20 protein-coding genes are annotated in these 24,969 nt (G+C 64.6%); 14 read left to right on the plus strand and 6 right to left on the minus strand.

The features are described 5' to 3' along the window. From ISP15_RS03950 to phnF, 4 genes are all read right to left on the minus strand, one after another. On the minus strand, window positions 1–3,982 hold a 3,982-nt coding region (locus tag ISP15_RS03950), incomplete at its 3' end, for a two-partner secretion domain-containing protein (protein WP_404545366.1). A gap of 325 nt (window positions 3,983–4,307) precedes the next feature. Next, window positions 4,308–4,868: a phosphonate metabolism protein/1,5-bisphosphokinase (PRPP-forming) PhnN gene (gene phnN, locus ISP15_RS03955; protein ID WP_404545368.1), complete on the minus strand. Its 561-nt coding sequence runs from the start codon at window positions 4,866–4,868 to the stop codon at window positions 4,308–4,310. Continuing rightward, on the minus strand, window positions 4,865–5,515 hold the full coding sequence (locus ISP15_RS03960; protein WP_404545370.1) for a DUF1045 domain-containing protein: 651 nt from the start codon (window positions 5,513–5,515) through the stop codon (window positions 4,865–4,867). The genes phnN and ISP15_RS03960 overlap by 4 nt, the downstream gene beginning before the upstream one ends. Further along, window positions 5,515–6,246, minus strand: coding sequence for a phosphonate metabolism transcriptional regulator PhnF (phnF, locus tag ISP15_RS03965; RefSeq protein ID WP_404545372.1), 732 nt, complete (start codon window positions 6,244–6,246; stop codon window positions 5,515–5,517). Before phnF ends, ISP15_RS03960 begins: the two co-directional genes overlap by 1 nt. 135 nt (window positions 6,247–6,381) lie before the next feature. Between phnF and phnG the strand changes: the two genes are divergently transcribed. From phnG to ISP15_RS04030, 13 genes are all read left to right on the plus strand, one after another. Further along, window positions 6,382–6,828, plus strand: a complete 447-nt coding sequence (phnG, locus tag ISP15_RS03970; RefSeq protein WP_404545374.1) for a phosphonate C-P lyase system protein PhnG — start codon at window positions 6,382–6,384, stop codon at window positions 6,826–6,828. Further along, window positions 6,828–7,403, plus strand: coding sequence for a phosphonate C-P lyase system protein PhnH (gene phnH / locus ISP15_RS03975; RefSeq protein ID WP_404545707.1), 576 nt, complete (start codon window positions 6,828–6,830; stop codon window positions 7,401–7,403). The genes phnG and phnH overlap by 1 nt, the downstream gene beginning before the upstream one ends. Further along, window positions 7,404–8,507 carry a carbon-phosphorus lyase complex subunit PhnI gene (locus tag ISP15_RS03980; protein WP_404545376.1) on the plus strand — a complete coding sequence of 368 codons (1,104 nt, stop codon included), beginning with the start codon at window positions 7,404–7,406 and terminating at the stop codon, window positions 8,505–8,507. Then, window positions 8,504–9,343 (plus strand): alpha-D-ribose 1-methylphosphonate 5-phosphate C-P-lyase PhnJ, encoded by an 840-nt coding sequence (locus ISP15_RS03985; RefSeq protein ID WP_404545378.1) that lies wholly within the window; start codon window positions 8,504–8,506, stop codon window positions 9,341–9,343. The genes ISP15_RS03980 and ISP15_RS03985 overlap by 4 nt, the downstream gene beginning before the upstream one ends. Before the next feature lie 235 nt (window positions 9,344–9,578). After that, window positions 9,579–10,349, plus strand: a complete 771-nt coding sequence (gene phnK, locus ISP15_RS03990) for a phosphonate C-P lyase system protein PhnK (protein ID WP_404545379.1) — start codon at window positions 9,579–9,581, stop codon at window positions 10,347–10,349. Beyond that, window positions 10,346–11,047 (plus strand): phosphonate C-P lyase system protein PhnL, encoded by a 702-nt coding sequence (gene phnL, locus ISP15_RS03995; RefSeq protein ID WP_404545381.1) that lies wholly within the window; start codon window positions 10,346–10,348, stop codon window positions 11,045–11,047. Before phnK ends, phnL begins: the two co-directional genes overlap by 4 nt. A 50-nt stretch (window positions 11,048–11,097) precedes the next feature. Then, complete coding sequence (locus tag ISP15_RS04000; protein ID WP_404545382.1) at window positions 11,098–12,240, plus strand: alpha-D-ribose 1-methylphosphonate 5-triphosphate diphosphatase; 1,143 nt, start codon at window positions 11,098–11,100, stop codon at window positions 12,238–12,240. A gap of 225 nt (window positions 12,241–12,465) precedes the next feature. Further along, window positions 12,466–12,699 (plus strand): hypothetical protein, encoded by a 234-nt coding sequence (locus tag ISP15_RS04005; protein ID WP_404545384.1) that lies wholly within the window; start codon window positions 12,466–12,468, stop codon window positions 12,697–12,699. 47 nt (window positions 12,700–12,746) lie between these two features. Continuing rightward, entirely contained in the window at window positions 12,747–15,368 is a 2,622-nt protein-coding gene (locus ISP15_RS04010) for a TonB-dependent receptor (protein ID WP_404545386.1), read from the plus strand. Between the two features lie 92 nt (window positions 15,369–15,460). Next, window positions 15,461–17,461 (plus strand): tetratricopeptide repeat-containing sulfotransferase family protein, encoded by a 2,001-nt coding sequence (locus ISP15_RS04015; protein WP_404545388.1) that lies wholly within the window; start codon window positions 15,461–15,463, stop codon window positions 17,459–17,461. A gap of 116 nt (window positions 17,462–17,577) precedes the next feature. After that, entirely contained in the window at window positions 17,578–18,252 is a 675-nt protein-coding gene (locus ISP15_RS04020) for a PadR family transcriptional regulator (RefSeq protein ID WP_404545390.1), read from the plus strand. Beyond that, on the plus strand, window positions 18,242–18,775 hold the full coding sequence (locus ISP15_RS04025) for a hypothetical protein (protein ID WP_404545392.1): 534 nt from the start codon (window positions 18,242–18,244) through the stop codon (window positions 18,773–18,775). Before ISP15_RS04020 ends, ISP15_RS04025 begins: the two co-directional genes overlap by 11 nt. After that, window positions 18,772–19,569 (plus strand): siderophore-interacting protein, encoded by a 798-nt coding sequence (locus ISP15_RS04030; protein ID WP_404545395.1) that lies wholly within the window; start codon window positions 18,772–18,774, stop codon window positions 19,567–19,569. Before ISP15_RS04025 ends, ISP15_RS04030 begins: the two co-directional genes overlap by 4 nt. A gap of 8 nt (window positions 19,570–19,577) precedes the next feature. Here ISP15_RS04030 and ISP15_RS04035 read toward each other — a convergent pair whose 3' ends face one another. Both ISP15_RS04035 and ISP15_RS04040 read right to left on the minus strand, forming a co-directional pair. Then, a complete protein-coding gene (locus ISP15_RS04035; RefSeq protein ID WP_404545397.1) occupies window positions 19,578–20,108 on the minus strand; it encodes a lipocalin family protein in 531 nt (176 codons plus the stop codon). A 120-nt stretch (window positions 20,109–20,228) separates the two neighbouring features. Further along, a complete protein-coding gene (locus ISP15_RS04040) occupies window positions 20,229–22,661 on the minus strand; it encodes a S9 family peptidase (protein WP_404545399.1) in 2,433 nt (810 codons plus the stop codon). 152 nt (window positions 22,662–22,813) lie between these two features. Here ISP15_RS04040 and ISP15_RS04045 point away from each other — a divergent pair, with 152 nt between their 5' ends. Next, entirely contained in the window at window positions 22,814–24,919 is a 2,106-nt protein-coding gene (locus ISP15_RS04045) for a prolyl oligopeptidase family serine peptidase (RefSeq protein ID WP_404545400.1), read from the plus strand. Window positions 24,920–24,969 lie beyond the last annotated feature (50 nt).

The raw sequence follows: 24,969 nt of genomic DNA on the forward strand, positions 1-24,969 counted from the left end.
CGCCGCCGGCGTTGGCGCCGAGTCTCACGCCGGTCACGGGTTGGCCGTCGGCGCCCACGACCGTGTTGTGGATGGTTGGCGCGCTGATGTCGAGGGCGTGGCCGGCGCTCAGGTGCGCATCGGCACCGGGGCCGACGGCGTAGGTGAGCCAGCCGGGCATGTGCCCGCTGCCCAGCGCGAGCGTATCGGTCAGCGTCTGGCTGCCGTAGCTCATCCACGGGCCGTCGATCCATTCGCGATGGGGATCGTTCACCAGTTGCTGCGTCGCCGATTGGTCGTCGAGGGTGGTGAGGACCGTGCCGGTGGGCACCCAGGCGATGTTCTGCACGGTGTCGGGGCCGACGGCGCCGCCGCCCGCGTTGCCATCCTGGCCGTTGATGATCAGGTCGTTGCCGGCGGCGATCGTCGATTTATCGTTGAGCACCGAACCGTGGAGCGTGATGCTGCCACCGGCCAGCAGGCGACTTTCGGCGCTGGTGGCGGTGATGTGCGTGACGGACGTCAGGGTGGTGGTGTAGACGCCCTGGAAGGTGTCGGGGTAGCCCACGCCATGGGGATAGCCGGCGCAACGCTGGGTGTCGGTGCTGGCGTTGAGGTGGTCGCAGAAGGCGTGGGCGAGGTCGGCTTCCTGGCCGTCGATGACCTGGCTGGCGTCGACGTAGGGCGGCCGGTGGGTGGGATCGGTGTCGTTCCACAGATAGCGCGCGAGCGTCGTGGTGAGGGTGTTGTGGGCTTGTTCTTCCGGCGTGAGGTCATACACGTCCGTCTGGAACACCCGCCGCTGGTTGGTGAACTGGTTCGTGGCGATGACGATATCGCCGCCGGCTTCGATGTCGCCGGAGCGGTTGGTGACCGAATCGCTGCGCGTACCGGCGGCATCGGCGGCGAGGGTGAGGTCGCCCAGGCTGTAGAGCAGGGCGTCGCGGTTGAGCAGGTCGCCGCTGACGTAGAGGTTGAGCTGGGTGACGGCGGCGATCAGGCCGCTTTGATAGGGGGTGTTGTCGGTGGCCGTGCCGAGGTCGGCGCCGTTGGTGAGGGTCCTCGCATGTACCGTGATGGCATTGCCGATCACGGTGCCGGTGTTGGTGAGGTCGCCGGCGTTGAGCGTGACGGTGTCGCCTTCGATGCGGCCTTCGTTGGTTTGGGTGGCGGCGGTGAGGGTGGTGGTGGCGCTGTTGATCGCGGCGCCCGCCTGGTTGTCGAGGCTGTTGGCGGTGAGGGTCAGCGCACCCGCGCTTTGCAGGGTGGCGCCCGCGGCGTTGGTGAAGGCGCCGCCGAGGGTGACGGTGAAGTCGTTGTTGGCGAACAGGGTGTTGCCGGCCGGGTTAATGTAGTCGCCCGCCAGGGCGAGCGAGAGGTCGTTGCCGGCGCGCAAACGGCCCACGCCATCGAAGTGACCCAACTGCGCGGCGACGTCATGGTTGGACGCGAGATCGCCGCCGTCGTTGTGCACGGTGTCCAGGGTGAGGGTGAGATCGCCGCCCGCGCCGATCGAGCCGTGGGTGTTGTCCAGCGTGGCGGTGGCGGTGGTCCAGGTCAGGTGGCCGGCGCTGTAGAGCGTGCCGCTGTTATTGCTGAGCGCGTCGCTTTGCAGCGCGAAGCTGCCGCCGCTGACCAGGGTGCCCCCTGCGTTGACGACTTGCGCGGCGTTGAGCGTGACGTCGCCCTGGCCGCCCAGTGTGCCGCGGGTATTGTCGAGGCTACCGGTCACGTTGACGGTGGTCGTGCCGTTATCGGTATTGGCGATACGGCCGCCCTGGTTGCTGAGCGATGCGGCGTCGAGCGTCAGCGTGGCGTCGCCCTGGCCGGTACCGGCTTCGAGCGCGCCGTTGTCATTGGCCAGCGCGCCGCCGAGGTGGGCGTTGAGGCTTCCTTGCGCGTGCATGGCCCCCGTGTTGCTCGCATCGCCTTGCGTGGTGAGGGTCAGGTCGCTGCCGGCATAGACCTGTCCGGCGTTGCTGAGCGTGCCGGCATGGAGATGGACAGCGGCGTTGCTGCCGAGGAAGCCACCGATACCGTTGGTGAGCGCTTGCCAGACCGTAAGATCGAGGTTGCCATCCAGCGCCTTGATCTGGCCGTTGCCGTTATCGAGCGTGTTGGCGATCAGTTGCGCCTGATGGGCTTGCAGCACACCGTTTGGATTGATGAGCGATCCGGTGAATTGCCCTTGCAGACGCTGGGCCACCACCGTGCCGCCGGTGTTGTCGAGATCACTGCCGGCAAGCGTCGCGTTGCCCGCCACGCTGAGCGTGCCGTCCTGGTTGCGGGCTGTTCGCGCGGTGAGGGCGAGGTCGCCATTGCCGAGGATTTGCCCTTGATCGTTGGTGAGCGTACCGGTGGTGATCGCCAGCGTGCCGGTGCCCGCCTGCTCGATCGCCCCGCCGGTGTTGTCGATGGCATGGGCGTTGATGGCGACGGTATCGGCATTCGCTATCCAGGTGCCGTGCGTGTTATCCAGCAGGCCGCCGATCCGCACGCTCATCGGGCCGCTGCCGGTTTGCATCACGCTGCCGTAGGCGTTGCGCCAATCGCCCGCCGCTTGCGCATCGAGCTGGGCGGCTTGCAGCGTGCCGCCGCTGTTGTCCACGGTGCCGGCGCTGTGCACGGTGAGCGCACCGTCCGTGGCGAGGGTGGCCTTCGCGTGATCGATATCGCCCGCGGTGCTGACGAGGGCGACGTCACCGCCGGCGCGGGTTTGCGCCCCGGACAGGTCCAGCGCGCTGCCTTGCAGGGTGATCGCGCCGCTGGCGAGATGGCTGCCGGTGGACGACAGCGCACCGGCCGTGACGACGCTCAACGCCGCGTTACCCTGCAGGGTGCCGTCGCGGGCGACACCGGCACCCAGCGTGCCGGTGGAGGCCAGTTGCTGCGCGCGCACGCTGGCCTCGTTGGCGGCGGCGATCACGCCGGCATGACTCACCGCGCCGGCGCTTTGCATCGCAAGGTCGCCGCCGCTGTAGACGGTGCCGGTGTTGGTGATGTCGCCGGTACTTTGCACGGTCATGCTGCCGGCCGATTGCAGCGCGCCGCTGTTGTTCAAGGCGCTGCCGGTGAGGGCGAGGTGGCCGGCCGAAGAGGTGGTGCCGGTCAATTGCAGCTGGCCGGCTTCATCGATGGTGAAGTCGCCGCTTTGCGTGGCCAGTTCGCCGGCATTGCGCATGCCCAGGCCCGCTTCGGTGCCGATCAGGTGGATGGTGTTGGCGTACATGCCGCCCAGCGTGGCCACGTCGATGCTTACCGTCGGCGCCTCGCCGGTGCCCGCTATCGCCTGCGTGGACAGATCGCTATAGCCGACCTGGTTGGCGCCGGTGATGACGTTGAGGTGATGGGCCCACACCTTGCCGCTGACGCTGAGGCTGCGCGTGATCAGGTCAAGGCGATCGATGTGGGAGGCATTCAAGCCCTCGCCGTCGATGCGGATGTGGCCGCCACCGGTGCGCAGCCCGCTGAGCGATCCATCGGCGCCGAAGCTGGGCGTACCGGTGGTCAACGTCGCACGGTTCGTGTTGATGAAGCCGCCGCCGTTGACCGAAATCCCGTTGGGATTGGCGATGATGACATCGGCCGCCTGGCCGGCCACTTCCGTATAGCCGCGCAGGGAGGTGGGCTGGAGCGAGGTGACTTCGTTGACGATCACCTTTGCCGCCTGGCCGGCCCGGTAGTGGGGATTGCCGACGATATAGCCGCCCAATTGCGTGGCCGAGACGCCGGCGGCGTTGTTGAGGATCAGGCCCTGTTTGTCGACGTTGAACTGCTGGTAGGGGTTATGCGACACGCCCGCCGCCGAAGGCGCCACGAGGTTCACCACCGGCACGCCGTTGCCGGCCGCACCGATGCCGGGGCGGTGCGCGCCGGCGTTGGGGTCGGCGACGACCTGGGCCTGCACGGTCCACGGCGAGCCCAGCAGGGCGGCGATCACAGCGGCACTGAGTGCGCGCCGGGAAAGGGAGAACGAGGAAGCCTGCGTAAAGGGGCGGTGCATGCTGTCTGTCCTTGACGGTAGGGCCGGCGTTGCTCGTGACCGGAGCGCTTATCCCCCATGGATAAGCCCGCATCATCCAAGACCTGCGGCGTCGTTTGTCTCGCATCGGCTTGCCATACCCCGCGCAAGCCGTGGGTCAACACCATAGTGGCAACCACGGTTGCTGACGCACGCCTGACAGAAAGATAGACGTTACTTACATACGCTTGAGAGTTCTGCTGGCAACCAGGCTTGTGCGGTGCATGACGGCGCACGGAGTGGTTGCTCATGGCACGTGTTGAACGGCCTGGAACGCCGCACACATGCGCTTTCCGGCATTCGCGACTTAGTCGGAGCAGCCACGGTGTGCGTCGCGAATCGCTTGCAACAGCGTTCTCCCAGCATCGGCGAGGCAGCCCTCGTTGCGAATCACCATGCTGCCTGCGGGTGTCGGATAAGCGTGCATGCGGATCAGGCGTTCGGCGATATCCGCTTCGCTTTCCCGCCCGCGCGCCGCGAGCCGGCGGGCGATGGCTTGCGCACCGGCGGTGATCAGCACCGGCGTCAAGGCGGGAAAGCGCTGGCATGCCTGCGGGTATGCACCACGCGAACCGTTCACCAGCACATCGGCACCGCGGGCCAGCCAATGCGTGACTTCGCTGCCGATGCCGTAGTGCAGTCCGTGCGCCTGCCAGGTGAGCGCGAACAGGCCGCGCTGTTCGCGCCATTGGAATTCCAGCTCGCTCAATGCCAGGTGGTTCTCGCCGCCTGCCTGCGCGGGACGGGTGATGTAACGATGCGCGCACAGCACGCCATGGGCGAGGCCGTGTTCGCGTACCCAGCCAAGCACGCTGTCCTTGCCGGCGCCGGACGGGCCCATGACGTAATACAGGCAGCCCGCGCTCATGTCGTGCGTCCCAGCGGCACACGCTCGACCGGTTCGAACGCCGCGCCGGGTTCGCGTTCGCGGCAGAGGGTAAGCGCGTCGATATGCGCGCCGTGCAGCGACGCCAGCCTGGGTGAAAGCCATTCCCGCAGCGCTTGTTCTTCGATGCTGTCGGCAGGCGCCGACAAGGTCATGTGGAAACGATAGCGATCGAGCACATAGGGATAACCGAACTGGCGAAACAGTGCGAGCTCGACTTCATCCAGCCCGGTCGCCCGACGCTGCCATGCCGATGCATCCAGTGGCGCACGCAGTGGCGCCAGGCTGCGCACGCAACGTTCGGCCAGCGCCGACATGGAGCCCGTATCCGTCGAGGGACGCAAGGCAAGAAAGCCAGCCAGGCGCTTGAGCCGCAAGGACAGCAGGAAGGGCGCGGACTGGTGCGCGATATCGACGACGCGCTGGCGAAAGGCATCGTAACCCACGCCGTCGACCAGCGCGCCGGGCGCCACGATTGTCGCGTGCCATCCGTAGCGCCGCACTGCCGCCAGCAAACTGTTGAAGCGCCCCGGCGCAATGCCCGGTATGCATGCGGTAGCCAGCCACTCGCGGCCGAAGGCAGCCAGCTCGCTGTCCGCGGCGGGGCAGTAATACACGGCGTAACGCATCAATGATCCGCCATCAGCACGAGTTGCACCCAGTCGCCGGAGAAGCGCGTGATGCCATATTGCACCGGCGCGCCACGCGGATCGGCATTGATCGACTGTACGTAAAGCACTGGCCGGTTCGCCGCCTGCTTCATCAAGCGCGCGGTGGTCGGATCGGGCAGGCGTGCGGACACGCGGGTGTGCTTGCGCTCATAGTCGGTTACGCCGAACTCGCTGAGCGTGCGCGTCACCGATTGGGTACGCCGATAGACCGATGGCAGGCCGGTGAAGCGCGCAGCCGGAAAATAGGCGGTGCTGTAGTCGACGATGTGTCCGTCGGCACGGCTCAGCGTTTCGATGCGATAGGCATATTCGTGGCGGTTCAGCCCCAGTGCCTGCGCTACCTGCGGCGGCGGTATCTCGCGGGCGTCCTCCAGGTATTCGATATCGGCCTCGACATTGAGGTTGCGCATGTTCTGGGTAAAGCGGGTGCGCCGGCTGATCGGATAATCCAGCGTGTGCTCTTGCACGAAAGTACCGCGGCCCTGTTCGGTGCGGACCAGGTTGCGCTGTTCCAGCGCGGCGATGGCACGGCGCACGGTGTGCCGGTTGACGTTGAAACGTCCGGCCAATTCTTGCGCGGAAGGCAGCTGTTCGCCCTGGCGCAGCAGTCCCTTGAGGATGTCCGCCGCGAGGATGCCGCTGATCTGGCTCCACAAGGCAACACCCCGTCCTCGTTCGATCTCGCTCATACCGCGTCCTCAACCTGTCTATTCGCCGTCATGGCAGCGGCACGGAGGCCTGCTGGAATGGTTTCCCGACGGGCGTCCCCGCACGCCCGGGTCTGTCTAGATAACTAGACATTTGTGACAAGCCTAGGAACACCCATGGACACCTCCCCTCACTTGGCGCGCGCGCAATGGATGTCGCTGCTGGCGCAGGCCGATCCGGCCGAGCTGGCCGCGGCGATGGGCGCCTTCGCGCCGTCCGCCGACGCGGCCTGGCTGCGACCCGCGCAAACCGGCCTCTACATGCTGCGCTGCCGCATCGGCGGCAGCGGCCCGCAGTTCAATGTCGGCGAGGTTACGGTCACCCGCTGCAGCGTGCAGCTTGGCCAGCACATCGGCCATGCCTGGGTGCGCGGCAGTCATTCGCGCCACGCCGAACTGGCGGCCCTCGCCGATGCGTTGCTGCAGGATCCCGCCCGGCACGCACACCTGCGCATGCAGGTGATCGAGCCGCTGCGCCGTTCGCTGCACGCGCGCCGTGACGCGGCCAGCCGCAAGGCGGCCGCGAGCAAGGTGGAATTCTTTACCGTGGTGCGGGGCGAGTGATGCTGGCCGCCTTTGCCGATCCGGTCTTCGACAGCCAGCGCGTCTTCCGCCAATTGCTGCAGGCGATGGCACGCCCGGCCCTGCCACGCGCGCTGCCGGTGCTGCCGCCCGCGCCCGCGCCGGTAACCTCGGCCGCGATGGCAATCGTGCTCACGCTGTGTGATGCCACCACTTGCATATGGCTGCAGCAGCCGTCCGACGAGGTAGCGCGCCACCTGCGCTTCCATGCCGGCGTGAAGCTGGTGGACAACCCGCAAGACGCCGACTTCGCATTGATTACCGATCCCATGGCGATGCCGCCGCTGGCCGCCTTTGCACGTGGCGAGCTGCGTTATCCGGATCGTTCCGCCAGCCTGATCGTGCAATTGCCCGGCTTTCGTGGCGACGCGGGCCTGCGCTTTGCCGGCCCGGGCATTCCCGATATCCGCACGCTAGCCCCCACCGGCTTGTCCGCGAACTTCTGGACGCAACGCGCCGCGCTGTCGGCGCAGTTGCCGCTGGGGATCGACTTGTATTTCGTCACGGCGGAACACGTGGCGGCGCTGCCGCGCACCACCCGCTGGCTGGAGGACTGAATGTACGTAGCCGTGAAAGGCGGCGAGCAGGCGATCGCCCGTTCGCTGGAACTGTTGGCCGAGGCGCGACGCGGCGATGTCGCCGTGCCCGCGCTCGAACTCGCGCAGATTCGCGAGCAGTTGCGCCTGGGCGTGGCCCGCGTGATGCAGGAAGGCTCGCTGTACGACGAAGAACTGGCCGCCCTGGCAATCCGGCAGGCCGCGGGTGACATGCTGGAAGCGATTTTCCTGTTGCGTGCCTATCGCACCACCCTGCCGCGCTTCGGATACAGCCAGCCGCTGGACACCACCGCGATGCGAGTGCGGCGCCGCGTATCGGGCACATTCAAGGATATTCCTGGCGGCCAGGTATTGGGGCCGACCTACGACTACACCCAGCGCCTGCTCGATTTCGATGCCCGCCAGCCGGCGCAGGTCGCCTGCGCCGATGCGCCGTTGCCGGCGAACATGCCGCGCGTGCTGGATTTGCTCGATGCCGAAGCACTGATCGAACCCATCGAGCCAGGCAACGATCCCGAACCGATCGACTTGACCCGCGAACCGCTGACGTTCCCGGCCGATCGCGCCGCCCGTTTGCAAAACCTCGCGCGCGGTGACGAAGGCTTCTTGCTCGGCATGGCCTATTCCACCCAGCGCGGTTATGCCGAGAGCCACCCATTTGCCGGCGAGATCCGCATGGGCGAGGTAGACGTGTGGGTATGTCCCGAAGAACTGGGCTTTGCGATCGAGATCGGCAGCATCACGCTCACCGAATGCCAGATGATCAACCAGTTCCAGGGCGGCAACGGCGTGCCGCCGCAATTCACGCGCGGCTATGGCCTGGCCATGGGCGAAGGCGAGCGCAAGGCCATGGCGATGGCACTGGTGGATCGTGCCCTGCGTTGCGATGAGTTGGCCGAGTCCAACGATGCTCCGGCGCAAAACCAGGAATTCGTGCTGTCGCATTCGGACAGCGTGGAAGCCTCCGGCTTCGTGCAGCATTTGAAGCTGCCGCATTACGTGGACTTCCAGGCGGAACTGTCGCTGTTGCGCACGCTGGCCGCGCGGCATCACGAGGACACGGATGACACGCCGCTTTGCAAGCACGGAGGCGCGCGCCCATGAACCGACATTACAACTTCGCTTTCCTGGACGAAGACACCAAGCGCATGCTGCGCCGCGCACTGTTGAAAGCCGTGGCGATTCCCGGCTACCAGGTGCCGTTTGGCAGCCGCGAGATGCCGCTGCCTTATGGCTGGGGCACCGGCGGCATCCAGGTGACCGCGGCCCTGCTCGGCCCCGACGATGTGTTGAAGGTGATCGACCAAGGTGCGGACGACACGACCAATGCGGTGAATATCCGCCGATTTTTCGCGCGTGTCGCCGGCGTGGCCACCACCGAACGTACCGCCGACGCCACCCTGGTCCAGACCCGCCACCGCATTCCTGAAACACAGCTGCGGGATGATCAGATTCTGGTGTTCCAGGTGCCCGAGCCCGAACCGTTGCGCACCCTGGAACCCCGCGAAGCCGAGACGCGCACCCTGCACGCCCTGGCCGACTACGGACTCATGCACGTGAAGTTGTACGAAGACATTGCCCAATACGGACACATCGCCACCAGTTATGACTATCCGGTCATGGTTGACGGACGGTTTCTGACCTCGCCGTCGCCGATTCCGAAGTTCGACAATCCCAAGCTGGATAACTCGCCCGCCTTGATGTTGTTCGGCGCGGGGCGCGAGAAACGCCTGTACGCGATTCCGCCCTACACGCGCGTGGAAAGCCTGGCTTTTGACGATCATCCGTTCGAGATCCAGCGCTGGGAACATCAATGCGAACTGTGCGGTTCGAACGAAAGCTATCTGGATGAAGTGGTCGTCGACGATCGCGGCAAGCGCATATTCGTCTGCTCCGACACTGATTTTTGCGGTAGCCGCCGCACGGAGGCTCAACCATGAGCGCGCTGAAATCTGCCGCCTCTCCCCTGTGGGGAGAGGGTCGGAGTGAGGGGCTGGTGCTCGCGGCATCGCCTAATAACGCAGCGGGTGCAGCTTTGGCAGTTGCGCGATCTAGATGGTCGCGAACAAGTGTTTCCCGCTCCGCTCGACCCCTCACCCCAGCCCTCTCCCCAGAGGAGAGAGGGGATAAGGGCAGCGTCTGTTACCAACCATTCCTGCGCAATACGAGGTCCGCATGAGCGCGCTGCTGCAAGTACGCGGCCTTAGCCGCCATTACGGGCAACGCATCGGCTGCGAGGATGTCAGCTTCGATCTGCATCCGGGCGAGTTGCTGTGCATTGTCGGCGAGTCGGGTTCGGGCAAATCCACCTTGCTCAATACGATCGCCGCGCAATTGGCGCCCACTGCGGGCAGCGTGCGTTATCGCCAGCGCAATGGCGAGTGGCTGGCACTGGAAAGCCTGGACGACGCCGGCCGCCGGCACCTGGTGCGCGAGGAATGGGGCTTCGTAACGCAGAATCCGCGCGATGGCCTGCGACTGAATGTGAGTGCCGGCGCCAATGTCGCCGAACGCCTGATGGCCCTTGGCATGCGCCATTACGGCCAATTGCGCGGCATCGCGCGCGGCTGGCTGGAACGTGTGGAGATCGATGCCCATCGCATCGACGATGCGCCCGCCGGATTTTCCGGCGGCATGCAACAGCGCCTGCAGATTGCGCGCGCACTGGTAACCCAGCCACGGCTGGTGTTCATGGACGAGCCGACCGCCGGCCTCGATGTCTCGGTGCAGGCACGTATTCTCGATCTGCTGCGCCGGCTGGTGAACGAGCTGGGCCTGGCTGCGGTGATGGTGACGCATGACCTGGCCGTGGCGCGGCTGCTCGCCGCGCGCACGATGGTGATGCAGGGTGGCCGCGTGGTCGAGACCGGCCTCACCGACCAAATTCTCGATGACCCGCAACACCCCTACACGCAATTGCTCGTTTCTTCGGTGCTGACCACATGACTGCCGCCCTGATGCTGGAACTGCGCGACCTCAGCAAGTCGTTTGAACTTCATCACCAGCATGGCGCGCGCCTGAACGTGCTGCATGGGTTGAACCTGCGCCTGCACGCGGGCGAATGCGTGGTGCTTGCGGGGCCCTCCGGCGCCGGCAAAAGCACCTTGCTGCGGGTGATCTACGCCAATTACCGGCCGAGCTACGGCGCGGTGCATGTGCGTCACGATCATCGCTGGCTCGATCTGGCCAAGGCCACGCCGCATGAAGTGCTGGAAGTGCGTCGCCGCACGCTGGGGTACGTCAGCCAGTTCCTGCGCGTGATTCCGCGCGTGCCCGCGCTGGATATCGTGGCCGAACCATTGCTGCAGACCGGTGCGCAGCCGCAGGAAGCACGGCAGCGCGCGGGGGAGCTGCTGCGCCGCTTGAACGTGCCCGAACGCTTGTGGCATCTGCCGCCCGGCACGTTTTCCGGCGGCGAGCAGCAGCGCGTGAATATTGCGCGTGGCCTGATCGTGCAGCGCCCGGTGTTGCTGCTGGACGAGCCGACCGCATCACTGGATGCGGACAATCGCGTGGTGGTAGCGCAGCTGCTGGCCGAAGCGCGCGCAGGCGGTTCGGCCGTACTCGGTATTTTCCACGACGAGGACATGCGCGATCGCGTCGCCACGCGCCTGTATCCGATGCAAGCGCTGGAAGCTGCCTGAGCGGCGCGCTCCATCTGTCCCCATCAAGCCCTCTCTGCATCGAGATGACCATGAATGATTTAGCTCTGACCAATGCACGCATCGTGCTCGACGATAGCGTCATGCACGGCACCCTGATCGCCCGCAACGGCCTGATCCGGCGCGTGGAGGAAGGCTCCACGCAGGCGCCCGGCGCCATCGATTGCGACGGCGATTATCTGGTTCCCGGGCTGGTCGAGTTGCATACGGACAATCTGGAAAAGCATCTGATGCCGCGCGCCGGGGTGATCTGGCCGTCGATCCCGGCGGTGCTGACGCATGATGCGCAAGTCGTAGCGGCCGGCATCACGACGGTATTCGATGCGCTCTCGGTCGGCGACCTGGAAGAAGAAAGCGTGCGCATCGAAACCTTGCGCAGTACCTACGATGCCATTCTGCAAGGCCAGGGCAGCGGCGCGCTGCGTGCCGATCACTGGATCCACCTGCGCTGCGAGCTGGCCTATCCGCGCCTGATGACGGCACTGGAGCCGCTGATGGACCACGCCAGCGTGCGGTTGCTTTCGTTGATGGACCATACGCCCGGCCAGCGCCAATACCGTGACCTGGCGCAGTACCGCAAGTATTACAGCAAGCATCATATGAGCTGGACCGAAGACGAATTCGCCGAAGTGGTGAAGCGCCGAACCGAGCAGCAGGCCAAGTACAGCGCCGCGCATGAGCAGGCGGTACTCAGCCTGTCGCGGGGTCGCAACGTGGTCCTGGCCAGTCATGACGACACCGACGTCCGGCAGGTGGAACACGCGCATCGCATCGGGGTCACGATTTCGGAATTTCCCACGACGCACGAAGCGGCGGATGCGGCACATGCGCGTGGCTTGAGGACAGTCATGGGCGCGCCGAACGTGGTGCGCGGCGGTTCGCACTCGGGCAATGTCGCGGCACTGGAGCTGGCGCGCACGGATCGTCTGGACATGTTGTCGTCCGATTACGTGCCGGCGAGCCTGCTGCATGGGGCATTCCTGCTGCACACGCAGGCGGGCTGGTCGATGCCGCGGGCGATGGCGACCGTAAGTCGCAATCCGGCCAGGGCGCTTGGTTTTGAAGACCGCGGACAACTGCAGCCCGGCATGCGCGCCGATGTCGTGCGCGTGCGTGCGATGGGCGATCTGCCGATCGTGCGCAATGTGTGGGTCAACGGGCAGCGTTCGTTCTGATACCCGCGGTTGGTGAGCCCCCTCGTACCTGTGGGCCAGGCCTGTTCGCAGCAGGCTGGCGTCGCCGTGGCGTGGCGGCGTCCGGCCAGCCCGTAGAGATAGCGCGCAAGCCACGCGCATTCATCGCGGCCGCAGGAACAGCGCGCCGTGTCGCACGGACATGCGAGTAGACAAGTCCGTCTAGACAAGCGACCGGGAATGTCACATTCGCGAAGGCAATGCGTCATGTCGGCACAACGTGGATGCAATCAGCTTTGGTTGAAATGGCAGGTGCCGTTCTTTGCAAGGCGCGCCGAGGGGAGCGCCTGTACCTATCCATGCCACAGGGCCTTGTTTATGACCGTGCTCAGCAATCGGCTACGTATTGCGCAGCCTTTCGTTCTTCCGGCGCATGCGCAAACCCATGACTCCATCACCGCCAACAACACCCACGCCGCTGCCTTCGGCGTCCGTGGCTGACGCCGCACGTGGCGACACCCGGCTACCGCCCATCTGGAGAGAGAGCTTTGAAAATCAATAAGATTGCCTTCGCGGTGCTGACAGCGCTCGTCGCGGCTCGCGCTACGCATGCCGCCGACGACAACAGCCCGACTGCCAACACGCCCGCGGCGGCCTCGCCGGCCGCCAGCGCGTCCAATGCCAGCACGCTCGGCACGGTGACGGTGACGGCACAACACACCGTGCAGGATGTCCAGGACGTGCCGATCACGGTCCAGGCGTTCACCGGCACCACGTTGCAGCAGTTGAACATCACGTCGTTCGATGACCTGATCAAGTACTTGCCGAATGTGACGTTCGCCGCGAACGGCCCGGGCCAGGGCAACATCTACATGCGCGGCCTGAGTACCGGCTTCCTTGGCAACCAGTCCAGCGCCACCATCGCGCCGTTCCCGAACGTGGCCGTCTACCTGGATGATCAGTCCATGCAATTCCCGGCGCGCAACCTCGATATCTATATGGTCGATATGGATCGCGTCGAAGTGCTCGAGGGTCCGCAAGGGACACTGTTCGGCGGCGGCGCCGAGGCCGGTGCCGTGCGCTACATCACCAACCAGCCGAACCTCAACCGGGTCAGCGGCAGCGCCGAAGCGAGCACCGGCGTCACCGCCGGCGGCGGTCCGAACAATTCGGCCAATGCGGTACTGAACCTGCCGATCATTCCCGGTACGTTCGCCGTGCGTGGCGTGATCTATAACGATCACCAGGGCGGTTACATCGACAACGTACCGAGCACGTTCACGCGCCAGCCCACTGATGGCGGCGGTGCCATGGCGCCCTACGTGGCGGCTGGCGGCACGTCGGTCGCCAACAATTATTCCGTGGCGCAGAGCAACTGGAATCCGGTCGATACCCAAGGCGCCCGCCTGTCCGGATTATGGAAGATCAACGACGACTGGGACTTCCTGATTGCCGAGAGCTACCAGAACATGGATGCGAACGGCCAGTCCTCGACCTATCCGATCGGTGCCGATGGCCAGACGCTAGGCACCCATCAGATCACCGCGTTCGTGCCGGCCTGGAATAATGACCATTTCACCAATACCGCCTGGACCTTGAACGGGCAGATCGGCGACCTGTCGCTGGTCTACGCCGGCGGCTATACCAACCGCCGCATCAGCGAGCAGCAGGATTACACCAACTACGCGCGCAGCGCTGGCGGCATGTATTACCAATGCACCGGCACGCCGGCCGGGATCTCCAGCGCCGGCAAGCCGACCTGCTATTCGCCGGCCGGTTACTGGAATGACCACGTCAGCAGCAGCCACCAGAGCCATGAGTTGCGCCTGAGCACGCCGGAAGACGATCGCTTGCGTTTCATCGGCGGCTTGTATTACGAGGACTTCAACATCGACGACCACATGGCCTTCGATTACTTGACCATTCCGTCGTGCACACCGGGAAATCTCGCGGTCGCGCTAACCGGTGGCGCACCCTGTGTTGCGAACGCGCAGGCCTCGCCGGGTGTCAACATGCCCGCCGGCACGGCGTTCGGCGAAAACGCGCAGCGCGGCTACAAGCAGGAAGCGGCGTTCGGCTCGATGTCCTATGACATCCTTCCGGATGTGCTGACCGCGACGGTCGGCACCCGTTATTACCATTACTCGGAGTGGCAGACCGGTACCGAGTTCTATACCACCAGCGCCCAGGTGAACGTGCCCAACGGCACTTACGTCGGCGATGACACGGCCATGGATTATCACAAGACGTACCATGGCTTCAAAAGCCGCGCCAACCTGCTGTGGCATATCACGCCGGACATGATGGTGTATTACACCTTCTCGCAGGGCTTCCGTCCGGGTGGTTTCAACCGCACGTCCTCGGGTGTGGCGAAGCTCGATGGCGAGCCGCAGTACCAGAAGCCGATCAGCTACGCGCCCGATACGCTGACCAACAACGAACTCGGCTTCAAAGGCACGTTCCTCGACGACCGCGTGCTGTTCAACGCTTCGCTCTATGACATGCGTTGGGACAACGTGCAGATGCAGTTCTTCAATCCGCTGGTGCTGGGTAACACCACCTTCGCGGTCAACGGTCCCAACTACAAGGTGCAAGGCCTGGAGCTGCAATGGCAGGCGCGCATTACCGATGGCCTGTCCGTGATCGGCGCGGGGTCGCTCAATCACGCCAAGCAGACCAACTCGCCGTGCCTGATCAACAATATCCCGGGCTCGGCCGGCTATAACTCGTGCATCGTCGAAACCGGCGCCATAGGCGACGTAACCTCGTTCGCCAACCCGTTCGGCAACGTCGGCAGCACGCCGGCCTTCTCGCCCCGCTCGCAGTACAACCTGCGCCTGCGCTATGACTGGACCTTCGGCGCCAACTACAAGGCGTTCTGGCAGGTCGGCGCAAATCGTACCGGCTCGATGTACAACCAGCCGGCTACTTACCCGAGCGGCGCGGGCGTGACGGATATCACCACGGTGGAACTGCGTTACCTGCAGGCCAGCTATACCACGGTGGATGCCTCGATCGGCGTGGCCAGGGACAACTGGGACGTGTCGCTGTACGGCACCAACTTGAACAACAGCCATGCCAGCGTGTTTACGTCCTCGGCCGAGTTCATCGAGTCGCAGGTACCGATTCGTCCGCGCGTGCTGGGAGTGAAAGTAGGCTACAAGTTCTAAGCATTCGGCCCGGTACAAAGTCCAGGCACATAGAACGGGGTGGGCCACGCGCCCACCTCCATTTGATGGTTCCCGTTATCCGCATGAACGCCATGGCAACCGATTCCACTACCGCGCCGCTGGAGCGGCGCATCCGACGTGTCCATCAGTTGCATGCGGACGGGCAGCATGCGCAAGCCTTGCAAGCCGTCCAGAGCTTGGCGGCGGAGGCGCCTGACCATGTCGAGGTGCTCTACCTCATGGCGCGCAGCCAGCGATACCTGGGGCAGATCGATGACGCGCTGCATACGCTGGCGCGCCTGGAGCAGGTCCGTCCTCACTACAGTCGCCTGCATGAAGAGCGCGGCCATTGCCATGTGGTGCGGCGCGATGCGCCGCGCGCGATCGACGCGCTGCTGCGTGCGGTCAACATCAATCCGGCGTTGCCTTCGAGCTGGAAGCTGCTCGAAGGCCTGTATCGCATGACCGGCGATGACGCCAACGCGGCGATGGCTGCCTCGCATGTCGCCACGCTCAAGCGCCTGGCGCCCGAGGTCGTGCGCGCGACCGGCCATTTTTCGGACGGCGAGCTTGAACCCGCCGAGCAGATCATCCGTGCCTATCTGCTCAAGGCCGGCAACGATGTGGAAGCGATGCGCCTGCTTGCCCGGATCGGGCTGGCGCGCGATGTGCTGGAGGATGCCCAGGTCCTGCTCGAAGCCGTGCTGCGGATCGTCCCGGATTATCGGGCGGCACGCTACGACTATGCGTGCGTGCTGCTTGAGCGGCATCTGTACCGGCACGCCTGCGAGGAAGCGGAGAAACTGCTTGCCGTTGAGCCCGATCAGCTCGACTACCAGGCGCTGTATGCCAGCGCCAGCGTCGGCTTGGGCGAACACGACCGCGCCATTTCGCTGTACCGGCAACTCCTGCAAAAAATGCCCGATGGCGCGGACTTGCATCTGTCGCTGGCCCATTCGCTGAAGACGCAAGGCAAGCAGGCCGAAGCCATCGAGGCGTATCGCAACGCTATCGCGGCACGTGCGGATTTCGGCGATGCGTACTGGAGCCTGGCCAACCTCAAGACCTACCGCTTCAGCGATGATGAGATTGCCCGCATGCGCACGGCGGAAGCGGCATCTGCCACGCAAGCCGTGGATCGCTGCCATTTGTGTTTCGCACTCGGCAAGGCGTTCGAAGATCGCGGCGATTACGCCGAGTCGTGGCGCTATTACAGCCAGGGCAACGCGCTTAAGCGTGCCCAGAGCCGGTACCGTGCCGAAATCATCGAGATCAACACGCGCAAGCAGATCGAAGTCTGCACGCGGGAGTTCTTCGCCAGCCGCGCTGGCACCGGCGATCCCGGCCCGGACCCGATTTTCATCGTCGGTCTGCCGCGTTCCGGCTCCACGTTGATCGAACAGATACTGGCATCGCATTCGTGCGTCGAGGGCACGCATGAGCTGGGCGAGATTCCGCGCATGGTGCTTGACCTGCAAGGACGGCAACCTGATTTCGACCATCCGCGTTATCCAGGAGTGCTGGCGGACCTGACGCCCGGGGAACTGCTGGAACTGGGTAAAAAATACTTACGCGATACCCGCATCTATCGTGGCGACAAACCGTACTTCATCGACAAGATGCCGAACAACTTCCGGCATCTGGGGCTGATCCGGCTGATCCTGCCGAACGCGAAGATCATCGATGCCCGGCGCGAACCGGTCGCCTGCTGTTTCAGCAACCTCAAGCAGCTCTTCGCCACGGGCCAGGAATTTACCTATAGCGTCGAGGACATCGCCCGTTACTACCGCACGTATCTCGATGCGATGGAACATTGGGACCAGGTGCTTCCGGGCCGGATCCTGCGCGTCCAGCATGAGGATGTCGTCGACGATCTGGAAGGCAGCGTGCGGCGCATCCTCGATTTTTGCGGACTGCCTTTCGAGACTTCCTGCCTCGAGTTCCACCAGACCGCGCGCAGCGTGCGCACGGCCAGTTCCGAGCAGGTGCGCCGTCCGATCTTTCGCGATGGGCTCGATCAATGGACCCGATTCGAACCGTGGCTGGGGCCGCTCAAGGAGGCCCTCGGCGACGCGCGGCAGCGCTATCGCTGAGCTTTCGCACCGGGCTGGCGCGCACAACGCTACCGTTTCATCGCAGCGAATGCTTGTCTTCGTCATAATTTCGATATATCTTTTCGCCGCACATTTAGATATATCGGAGTTATATCATGCACAGACACCACCTGTTCCACCGGTTCATGCATCGCCATCATGGCGCGCGCGACATGGGCTGGGACGAGGGCAGCGGCTTCGACGGCGAGGCTTACGCATTCCACGGCCGGCGCGGCGGACGCCATGGTCCATTCGGCCCTCACGATGGCGACGTGTTCAACGATTGGAATGGCTTGCAGGGCGGCGGCCGGCGCGGCGGCGGGCGCATGCTCGGACATGGCGACCTGAAGTTGCTGTTGCTCGCCCTGATCGAGCAGCAACCGCGCCATGGTTACGAATTGATCCGCACCATCGAAGAAATGTTCCATGGGCATTACTCGCCCAGTCCCGGCGCGGTCTATCCCACGCTGACCATGCTGGAAGAGCTCGGTCACGCATCGGTGGTCAATGAGCAGGGTGGCCGCAAGCTGTATGCCATCACTGACGAAGGCCGCGCCTTCCTTGAGGAAAACCGTGCCGCGGTCAATGCGATGACCGAGCGCACCAGGCACACCGCCCGCTTGATCGCCAAGCTGTCGCTGCCGATGTCGGTGCGCAAGGCGATGCATGCGCTCAAGCATGCCGTGCTGATGCGCGGAGCCGATTGGAACAAAGCCGAAGCGCAGCGGGTGGCGACCATCCTTGAACGTGCCGCTGCGGATATCGCAACAGGCCGGGCGGATGAAAGCTGAGGCGATCGAGGAAGTATTCGGCGATTGGCAGCAACGCTGCAAGGCACAGGGCCTGACGCTGACGGTGTCGCGCCGGGCCATGCTGCGCGCATGCGTGGAAGCGCAAGCGGCCTGTGATGCCGTGTCGCTGCTGGTCGCGGCACAGCGTTACCATCCTGGCGTCAGCATCGGTTCGGTCTACCGTTTCCTGCGCGAACTTAACCGGCGCGGCTTGCTGCAAGCGCAGGCACAACCACACGCGCGCACGCTATGGCAGTTACGCCATCCAGCTTCAACAGATGCTGCGCAAGACGCCGGCGATATTCGCCGCCTGCTATTGCAGGTACAGGATTTGCTGCACGCGCTGGAACATAGGGGTCTGCACGAGCAGACTGACGCTGGCGGCGCATTGCCTGCGCCGGATGCTGGCCATGGCGATGCCGCTTACACCTTGCTGCAAGGCATAGCTGCCCAGTTCGGCTATCGGCTGCTCGCTGCGCCGCGCACTTCGGTTCAATCCTCTTTCGACAAGGTTCGGGCATGACTGAGCATATCCATCACACGCTTCGTCACGCGACAAAGTTGCGCACGATCGACGTGCACAGCACGAAGCGCATGACGCCGCATATGCAGCGCATTGTTTTTACCGGCACCGAGCTGCACGGATTTTTCAGCGCCGCACCTGACGATCACGTCAAGCTGTTTTTCCCGAACGCAGACGGCGAACTCGTACTGCCGACGCTCGGGCCGAACGGCCCGGAGTTTGCGGCTGGCTTGTCGCCATCGCCAGCGCGCGATTACACGCCGCGCGACTACGATCGGCAGCGCAATGCATTGACTATCGATTTCGTGATCCACGGCGATGGCCCCGCATCGACGTGGGCGGAGCGGGCGCAGCCGGGACAACGCATCGGCCTGGGCGGTCCGCGCGGGTCGTTCATGCCCGCCCGCGACTTCGATCACTACGTACTGATCGGCGACGAAACGGCGTTGCCGGCAATCGGTCGGCAACTGGACGAGTGGCCGGCCGGCATGAACGTATACGTCATCGTTGAGATCGCGGAAAAGGCCGATCGCCTGCCGCTCGGTTCCCAGGCGGATTTCCACGTCACCTGGCTGGAACGCGACGGCACGCCGGCCGGGCAAAGTACGTTGCTGGAACAGGCGCTTCGCCAATGGCCCTTTCCGCCGGGAGATACCTTCTATTGGATTGCGGCCGAATCGCATCGCACCCGCGCGATGCGCAAGTACCTATCCGACGAGCGGCACATCCCTTCCGACTGGATTCGCGCCAAGGGTTATTGGAAGTCTGCCGATGCGCAAGATCGAGATGACTGATCGAGTGTTCAGTCCAAGGGCCCGGCCATGATCAGCTGGTCGACTGGATAGCCGCGTTGCCGCGCGCGTTCGAGCAATTCGGAAAAGCGCATGCGCGACATTGCCGGCGTGCGGGAAAGAATCCATAGATATTTGCGGCTCGGACCGCCGACCACGGCCCATCGATAGCCGGGATCGAGATCGATCACCCAGTAATCCGCCCACACCCACGGTATCCACGCCAACCAATCCGGCGCGAAGCGTACTTTCAGGGCGCCAGGTTCTCCGTCCACGCCGCGTGCGACGCCGTCGGAGTGGTCCATCGCGCCGTCTTTCCTGCGGCACGCATTGCGCACGTAGATGGTTCCGTCGGGGTTCTTGCCATACGTGGCGGTGATGTTGTCCGCGCACTGCCGCTGGAAGAACATCGGCAAATGCGCGATCTCGTGCCATTGGCCCGCGTAGCGATCGAGATCGAGCGCGGGCACCGGACGATTCGGCAGCGATACCACCGCTTGCGGTGCGGCGACAGCCATCGAGGCGAGCGTCATGAACAGCATATCGCTATCTCCATTGCCTTTGGGCTAGCGTGCTGGCGATGCTGTTGTAGTGCCGTGGGTTTGTCGTCACGCCAGGGTGAAGCCCTCCCCCGCGTTGCGCTGGGGAGGGGTGATGGCGGCTTACGGCGCCGGGTTGGGCTTGACCCATGTTTCGAACAGTTCGTCGATGCGGCGATATTCGTCGTACCAGGAATCGGCATGCTCGAATTCGTGGCGTTCCAGCGGATAGACCGAGATCCAGAAATTCTTCTTGTGCAGTTCGACGAAGCGCTCGTACAGGCGCAGCGAATCGCTGGCCAGCACGTTGTCGTCGATCAGGCCATGATTGATCAAGAGCGGATCGCGCAGGTTGGCGGCGTATGCGATCGGCGAGCTGATCTTGTACGCCTCCGGATCGAGTTGCGGATCGTTGAGGATGTTGGCGGTGTATTGATCGTTGTAAGTGCTCCAGTCCGCCGGTGGGCGCTGCGCGGCGCCGGCGGCGAATTCGCCCGGCGCGCGCAACAGCGCCATTTCGGTCATGAAGCCGCCATAGCTGCCGCCGTAGATGCCTACGCGCTTCGGATCGACGCCATGGTTCTTCACCAGCCATGCCTTGCCGTCGAGCAGGTCTTCCAGTTCGGGATGGCCCATCTGGCGATAGATGGCCGTGCGCCAGGCACTGCCGTAGCCTTGCGAGGCGCGGTAGTCCAGATCGAGCACCACATAGCCTTGCTGCACCAGCAGGTTATTGAATAGCTGTTCGTGCTGGTAATAAGTGGCCGATTCGGTCACGTCCTGCAAGTAGCCGGCACCGTGCACGAAAATCACCGCCGGGCGCGATGCCGCCGCATCGTTCTCGCCGGCCGGCCCGTAATACTTGGCATAGATCACGCCGGCGCCGTGCGAGGACGGCACTTGGACGATCTTCGGCGCGATCCAGGCGTGCGCGGTGAACGCCGGTTTCATGGTGTGGGTGAGTTCGCGCGGCGTGCCGCCCTGCGCACTCTGCACGGCCAGCTGCGGCTGTATGTAGGCGGAGGAGTGCAGCACGGCCAGCCGCGTGTCGTCTGGCGACAGGACGAACTGGTCCATGCCGCCGTACTGCGTCACGCGGCTCAGCGCGCCGCCGTCCGAGGGAACGCGGTAGACGTCATAGCTGTAAGGGGCGGTGCGATTGGTGCGCAGGTAGAACCATTTGCCGTCGCTGGAAAGTTGCGGCTCGCTGACTTCGAACTTGCCCGACGTCAGCGCTTTCGCCGCGCCATCCACCGGTTTCACATAAAGCTGCGAGTAGCCGCTTTCCTCGCTCAGGTACCACAGCGTGCGGTTGTCCTTGAGCCAGCCCAGGTCGTTGAAGATCCAGTTGATCCAGGCATCGTTGTGCAGGCGATGCTGGGGCACCAGCACGTGCTTGCTGAAATCGAGCGTGGCGATCCAGCGGTCCTTGCTGTCGATGGACAGGAATTCCAGCGCGGCGTTGCGGCCATCGTCGCTCCACACGATGCCGGCGCTGCCGCTGTCCATGCTGTACATCGTCACCGGGCGCACGTCCGGTGCCTTCAATGCCCTGGCTTCGTCGTCCTTGCCGGCCTGTTCGAGCGCGGCGACGGTCTTGGCGCGAATCGCCTTGAGCGGATCGTCCTTGATGCCAGGCAGGTTGTCGGTGGCAATCGGATAGGACTTGTGCGCGGCCAGGTCAAGCAGCCAGATCGACTGCGGCGCGGGATCGTTACGGCCTACGTAGGTGCGCGCGTCTTCGGTTTCGGTATAGCCCGAATCGGTAACGTAGTGGATTACATACGGCGCCTTGCCGTCGTCGTGATGCGCTGGCTGCGTGACCAGCAACATCCAGTGGCCGTCCGGCGACAGTTCGGTATCCACCGGCTGTATCTTGTCGCCCAGATAGAACGGCTGCGGTGCGCGGGTGGGATCGGCGGCGGCCAGTTCCTGCTGATTGGCGTGCTGGGCATCCTTTTCCTGCTTGTTCTCGCGCAGCTCCTTGAACAGGTCCAGTTGCTGCTGTTCGAGCGTATCGGGTTTCCTGGCCTGCGGATCGTCGGTGAATTTCAACACCGCGGCGGGCGAAGTCACACCGCTGGCGAGGTCGTAGACATACCAGTTGTTGCTCTCGCGAAATTGCAGCGAGCGGCCGTCGGCGGAAAAGCGCGGCGCCGACTCCGGCTGCGGGCTGCGCGTGACCTGGGTGCGGCGGCCGCTGCCCAGGTCGACCAGGAACACGTCGCCATGCAGGATATACGCCGCATGCCGGTGCGCGCGGTCGTAGACCGCCGGCCCTTCCGCCTGCGCCCTGCTTGCAGCGTCGAGCAGCATGCCCTGGCCGGTGGCCGGATCGACGCGATACAGGTCGTGCACCTCGCTGCCGTCACGCTTGAGGCTGTAGTAAAGATCACGGCCATCCACGCTCCAGTACGGGTTCTCCACCGCATGGCCCATCCAGTCCGGATCGGCCATGATGGTTTCCAGGTCGAGCGGTCGCGTGCCCGATGCGGTTTGTGCCGCCGCTGGCAAGGTGGCAAGGGCGATGAGGCCGGCGAGCAGCAATCGGCGCATGGTGGATGGCTTCCTGGTCGAAACCGACCAGCATAGCCAAGCAGGTGAAGCTGGCAAGCGCCATGGGTCCCGTTCCATCCGGCGCCTGGCGCGCGTTAACCTGGGCGACCGGCCGCATGTGTCGTGCGGCGCCGAACCATGGATATCCGCCCATGCACCTGTTTCCCCGTTGCCTGCCTGTGCTTGCCCTGGGCGCCGCCGTCGCCGCGCATGCGGCCGTCGCATCGAAACCGCCTGCTTCGCCGGCGCATCCGGCATCCAGCAGCTTGCATGGCACGACGGTCGATGATCCTTATCGCTGGCTGGAAAACCCGCAGGACCCGGCGGTGCAGGCGTGGATCAAGGCGCAGAACGAACACACCGATGCGGTGCTGGCGGCGATGCCCGATGGCAAGGCGATGAATGCGCGCGTGCAGCAGCTGGCGATTACCTCGACCACGCGGTCCTCGCCAGAGTTGGCGGGCGGCACCTTGTTCTATATGCAGGAAACACCGCCGCAACCGCAGCCGCAGTTGATGGCGCAGGCATGGCCTGGTGGCAAGGCGCGCGTGCTGGTCGATCTCAACGCCGGCGACGGTAATACCGCGATCACCGGTTACTGGCCTTCGCCCAGCGGGCGCTATCTCGCCTACGGCACTGCCGAGGGCGGCAGCGAATTGACCACGCTGCACGTGCTCGACGTCGCCACCGGCAAAGTGATGGGCGATGCGCTGCCTTATGCCGGTGGCGGTACCACGCCACAAGGCGTGGCCTGGGATGCGGACGAGCACGGCTTCACCTATGTGCGCTTTCCCTTGCCGCCAGCGGGCGACGAAGTGCGACAGTTCGATGCGACGCTGGTGCATCACGCGCTCGGCCAGGACGGGGCTGGCGACAGCGTGGTGTTCGGCCAGGGCTATTCCAAGGTCGCCGAATATCGCCTGCTCAGCTCACCCGGCGCCACGCAGCTGGCCGTGCTCGCCAATATCGGCGACGGTGGCCCGGCCGAGGTGTATCTGCGCGAAGGCACGCATTGGAACAAGGTGCTGGGCGCCGACGCGAACGTGCGTTCGGCGGCATGGGTGGGCCAGCGGCTGTTCGTGACCAGCTTTGCCGATGCGCCGCGCGGCAAGCTGCTGGCTGTCGACGCGCAAGGCCACGTCGCTACCGTGCTTGCGCAACGTGCCGGCGCATTGCAGGACGTCGTGCCGATCGCCGAGGGTTTCCTGGTGACGCGCAGCTGGGGTCCGGATGGGTGGGTGGAGCAATACGATCAGCGAGGCAGCCTGGTGCGCCGCCTGCCGCTGCCGCAGCAAGGCATCGGCATCGAAGGTATCGCCGGCGAACAAGGCCAGCGGCATGCGCTGATCGCCTATGGCGGCTGGACCCTGCCGGCGCGCTGGGCAGACTACGATGCGAAGACCGGCAACCTGCATACCGTCTTCCAAGTGACGCCCGCCGCTGATTACGGCAAGGTCGAGATGCATCGTATCGACGGGGTTTCGAAAGACGGCACCAAGATTCCGGTAACGGTGTTGTCCCTGCGCGGTATCACGCCCAACGGCCGACGTCCGGCCATTCTCTACAGCTATGGCGGTTTCGATATTCCGATCGTGCCGCATTTCATCGGCCCGGAGCTGGCATGGCTTGAACGCGGCGGCGTGCTGGCGTTCGCGAACATCCGTGGCGGCAACGAGGACGGCCAGGATTGGCACGCCCAGGGCCAGAAACTGCACAAGCAGAACGTGTTCGACGATTTCCACGCCGCGGCGCTGGCGCTGTTCGATACGCATTGGACCGACCGCGAGCATCTGGGCATTCTCGGCGGCAGCAACGGCGGACTGCTGATGGGGGCGTCGCTGGTACAGCATCCGGGCGACTATCGCGCGGTGGTGTCGATGGTGGGCATCTACGACATGATCCGGCATGAAACGGATTTCGCCAATGGCGCTTACAACGTCAGCGAATACGGCAGCGTAAGCGATCCGGCGCAGTTCAAGGCCACGCTGGCCTATTCGCCGTTGCAGAACGTGAAGCCACGCACCGCGTATCCGGCGGTGTTGATGACCACCGGCGCCAATGATCCGCGCGTCGCCCCCTGGCAGTCGCGCAAGTTCACGGCGGCGCTGCAGAACGCCACCACATCCGATCAGCCGATCCTGCTGCTGACGCGCATGAATGCCGGGCACGGCATCGGTGCGCCGTTTAGCCAGCGAGTCGGGAACACGGCGATCATGCTGACCTTCTTCGCACAGGAACTGGGTTTGCCGCAGCAGTGAGGATCGGCCTGGCCCTTACTCTCCCTGCGAGGAGGGGCCAGGCGACCGGC

The organism is Dyella jejuensis, assembly GCF_044904675.1.
In the GTDB taxonomy this organism is placed as follows: domain Bacteria; phylum Pseudomonadota; class Gammaproteobacteria; order Xanthomonadales; family Rhodanobacteraceae; genus Dyella_B; species Dyella_B jejuensis.

Bases quoted from the DNA above. Each gene is read 5' to 3' on its own strand.
- ISP15_RS03980 (WP_404545376.1), top strand. From the start codon at position 7,404: ATGTACGTAGCCGTGAAAGGCGGCGAGCAGGCGATCGCCCGTTCGCTG.
- ISP15_RS04040 (WP_404545399.1), bottom strand. From the start codon at position 22,661: ATGCGCCGATTGCTGCTCGCCGGCCTCATCGCCCTTGCCACCTTGCCA.
- phnN (WP_404545368.1), bottom strand. From the start codon at position 4,868: ATGAGCGCGGGCTGCCTGTATTACGTCATGGGCCCGTCCGGCGCCGGC.
- phnK (WP_404545379.1), top strand. From the start codon at position 9,579: ATGAGCGCGCTGCTGCAAGTACGCGGCCTTAGCCGCCATTACGGGCAA.
- ISP15_RS04025 (WP_404545392.1), top strand. From the start codon at position 18,242: ATGAAAGCTGAGGCGATCGAGGAAGTATTCGGCGATTGGCAGCAACGC.
- ISP15_RS04015 (WP_404545388.1), top strand. From the start codon at position 15,461: ATGGCAACCGATTCCACTACCGCGCCGCTGGAGCGGCGCATCCGACGT.
- phnG (WP_404545374.1), top strand. From the start codon at position 6,382: ATGGACACCTCCCCTCACTTGGCGCGCGCGCAATGGATGTCGCTGCTG.
- ISP15_RS04000 (WP_404545382.1), top strand. From the start codon at position 11,098: ATGAATGATTTAGCTCTGACCAATGCACGCATCGTGCTCGACGATAGC.
- ISP15_RS04005 (WP_404545384.1), top strand. From the start codon at position 12,466: ATGTCGGCACAACGTGGATGCAATCAGCTTTGGTTGAAATGGCAGGTG.
- phnL (WP_404545381.1), top strand. From the start codon at position 10,346: ATGACTGCCGCCCTGATGCTGGAACTGCGCGACCTCAGCAAGTCGTTT.
- ISP15_RS04035 (WP_404545397.1), bottom strand. From the start codon at position 20,108: ATGCTGTTCATGACGCTCGCCTCGATGGCTGTCGCCGCACCGCAAGCG.
- ISP15_RS04030 (WP_404545395.1), top strand. From the start codon at position 18,772: ATGACTGAGCATATCCATCACACGCTTCGTCACGCGACAAAGTTGCGC.
- ISP15_RS03960 (WP_404545370.1), bottom strand. From the start codon at position 5,515: ATGCGTTACGCCGTGTATTACTGCCCCGCCGCGGACAGCGAGCTGGCT.
- ISP15_RS03985 (WP_404545378.1), top strand. From the start codon at position 8,504: ATGAACCGACATTACAACTTCGCTTTCCTGGACGAAGACACCAAGCGC.
- ISP15_RS04020 (WP_404545390.1), top strand. From the start codon at position 17,578: ATGCACAGACACCACCTGTTCCACCGGTTCATGCATCGCCATCATGGC.
- ISP15_RS04045 (WP_404545400.1), top strand. From the start codon at position 22,814: ATGCACCTGTTTCCCCGTTGCCTGCCTGTGCTTGCCCTGGGCGCCGCC.
- phnF (WP_404545372.1), bottom strand. From the start codon at position 6,246: ATGAGCGAGATCGAACGAGGACGGGGTGTTGCCTTGTGGAGCCAGATC.
- phnH (WP_404545707.1), top strand. From the start codon at position 6,828: ATGCTGGCCGCCTTTGCCGATCCGGTCTTCGACAGCCAGCGCGTCTTC.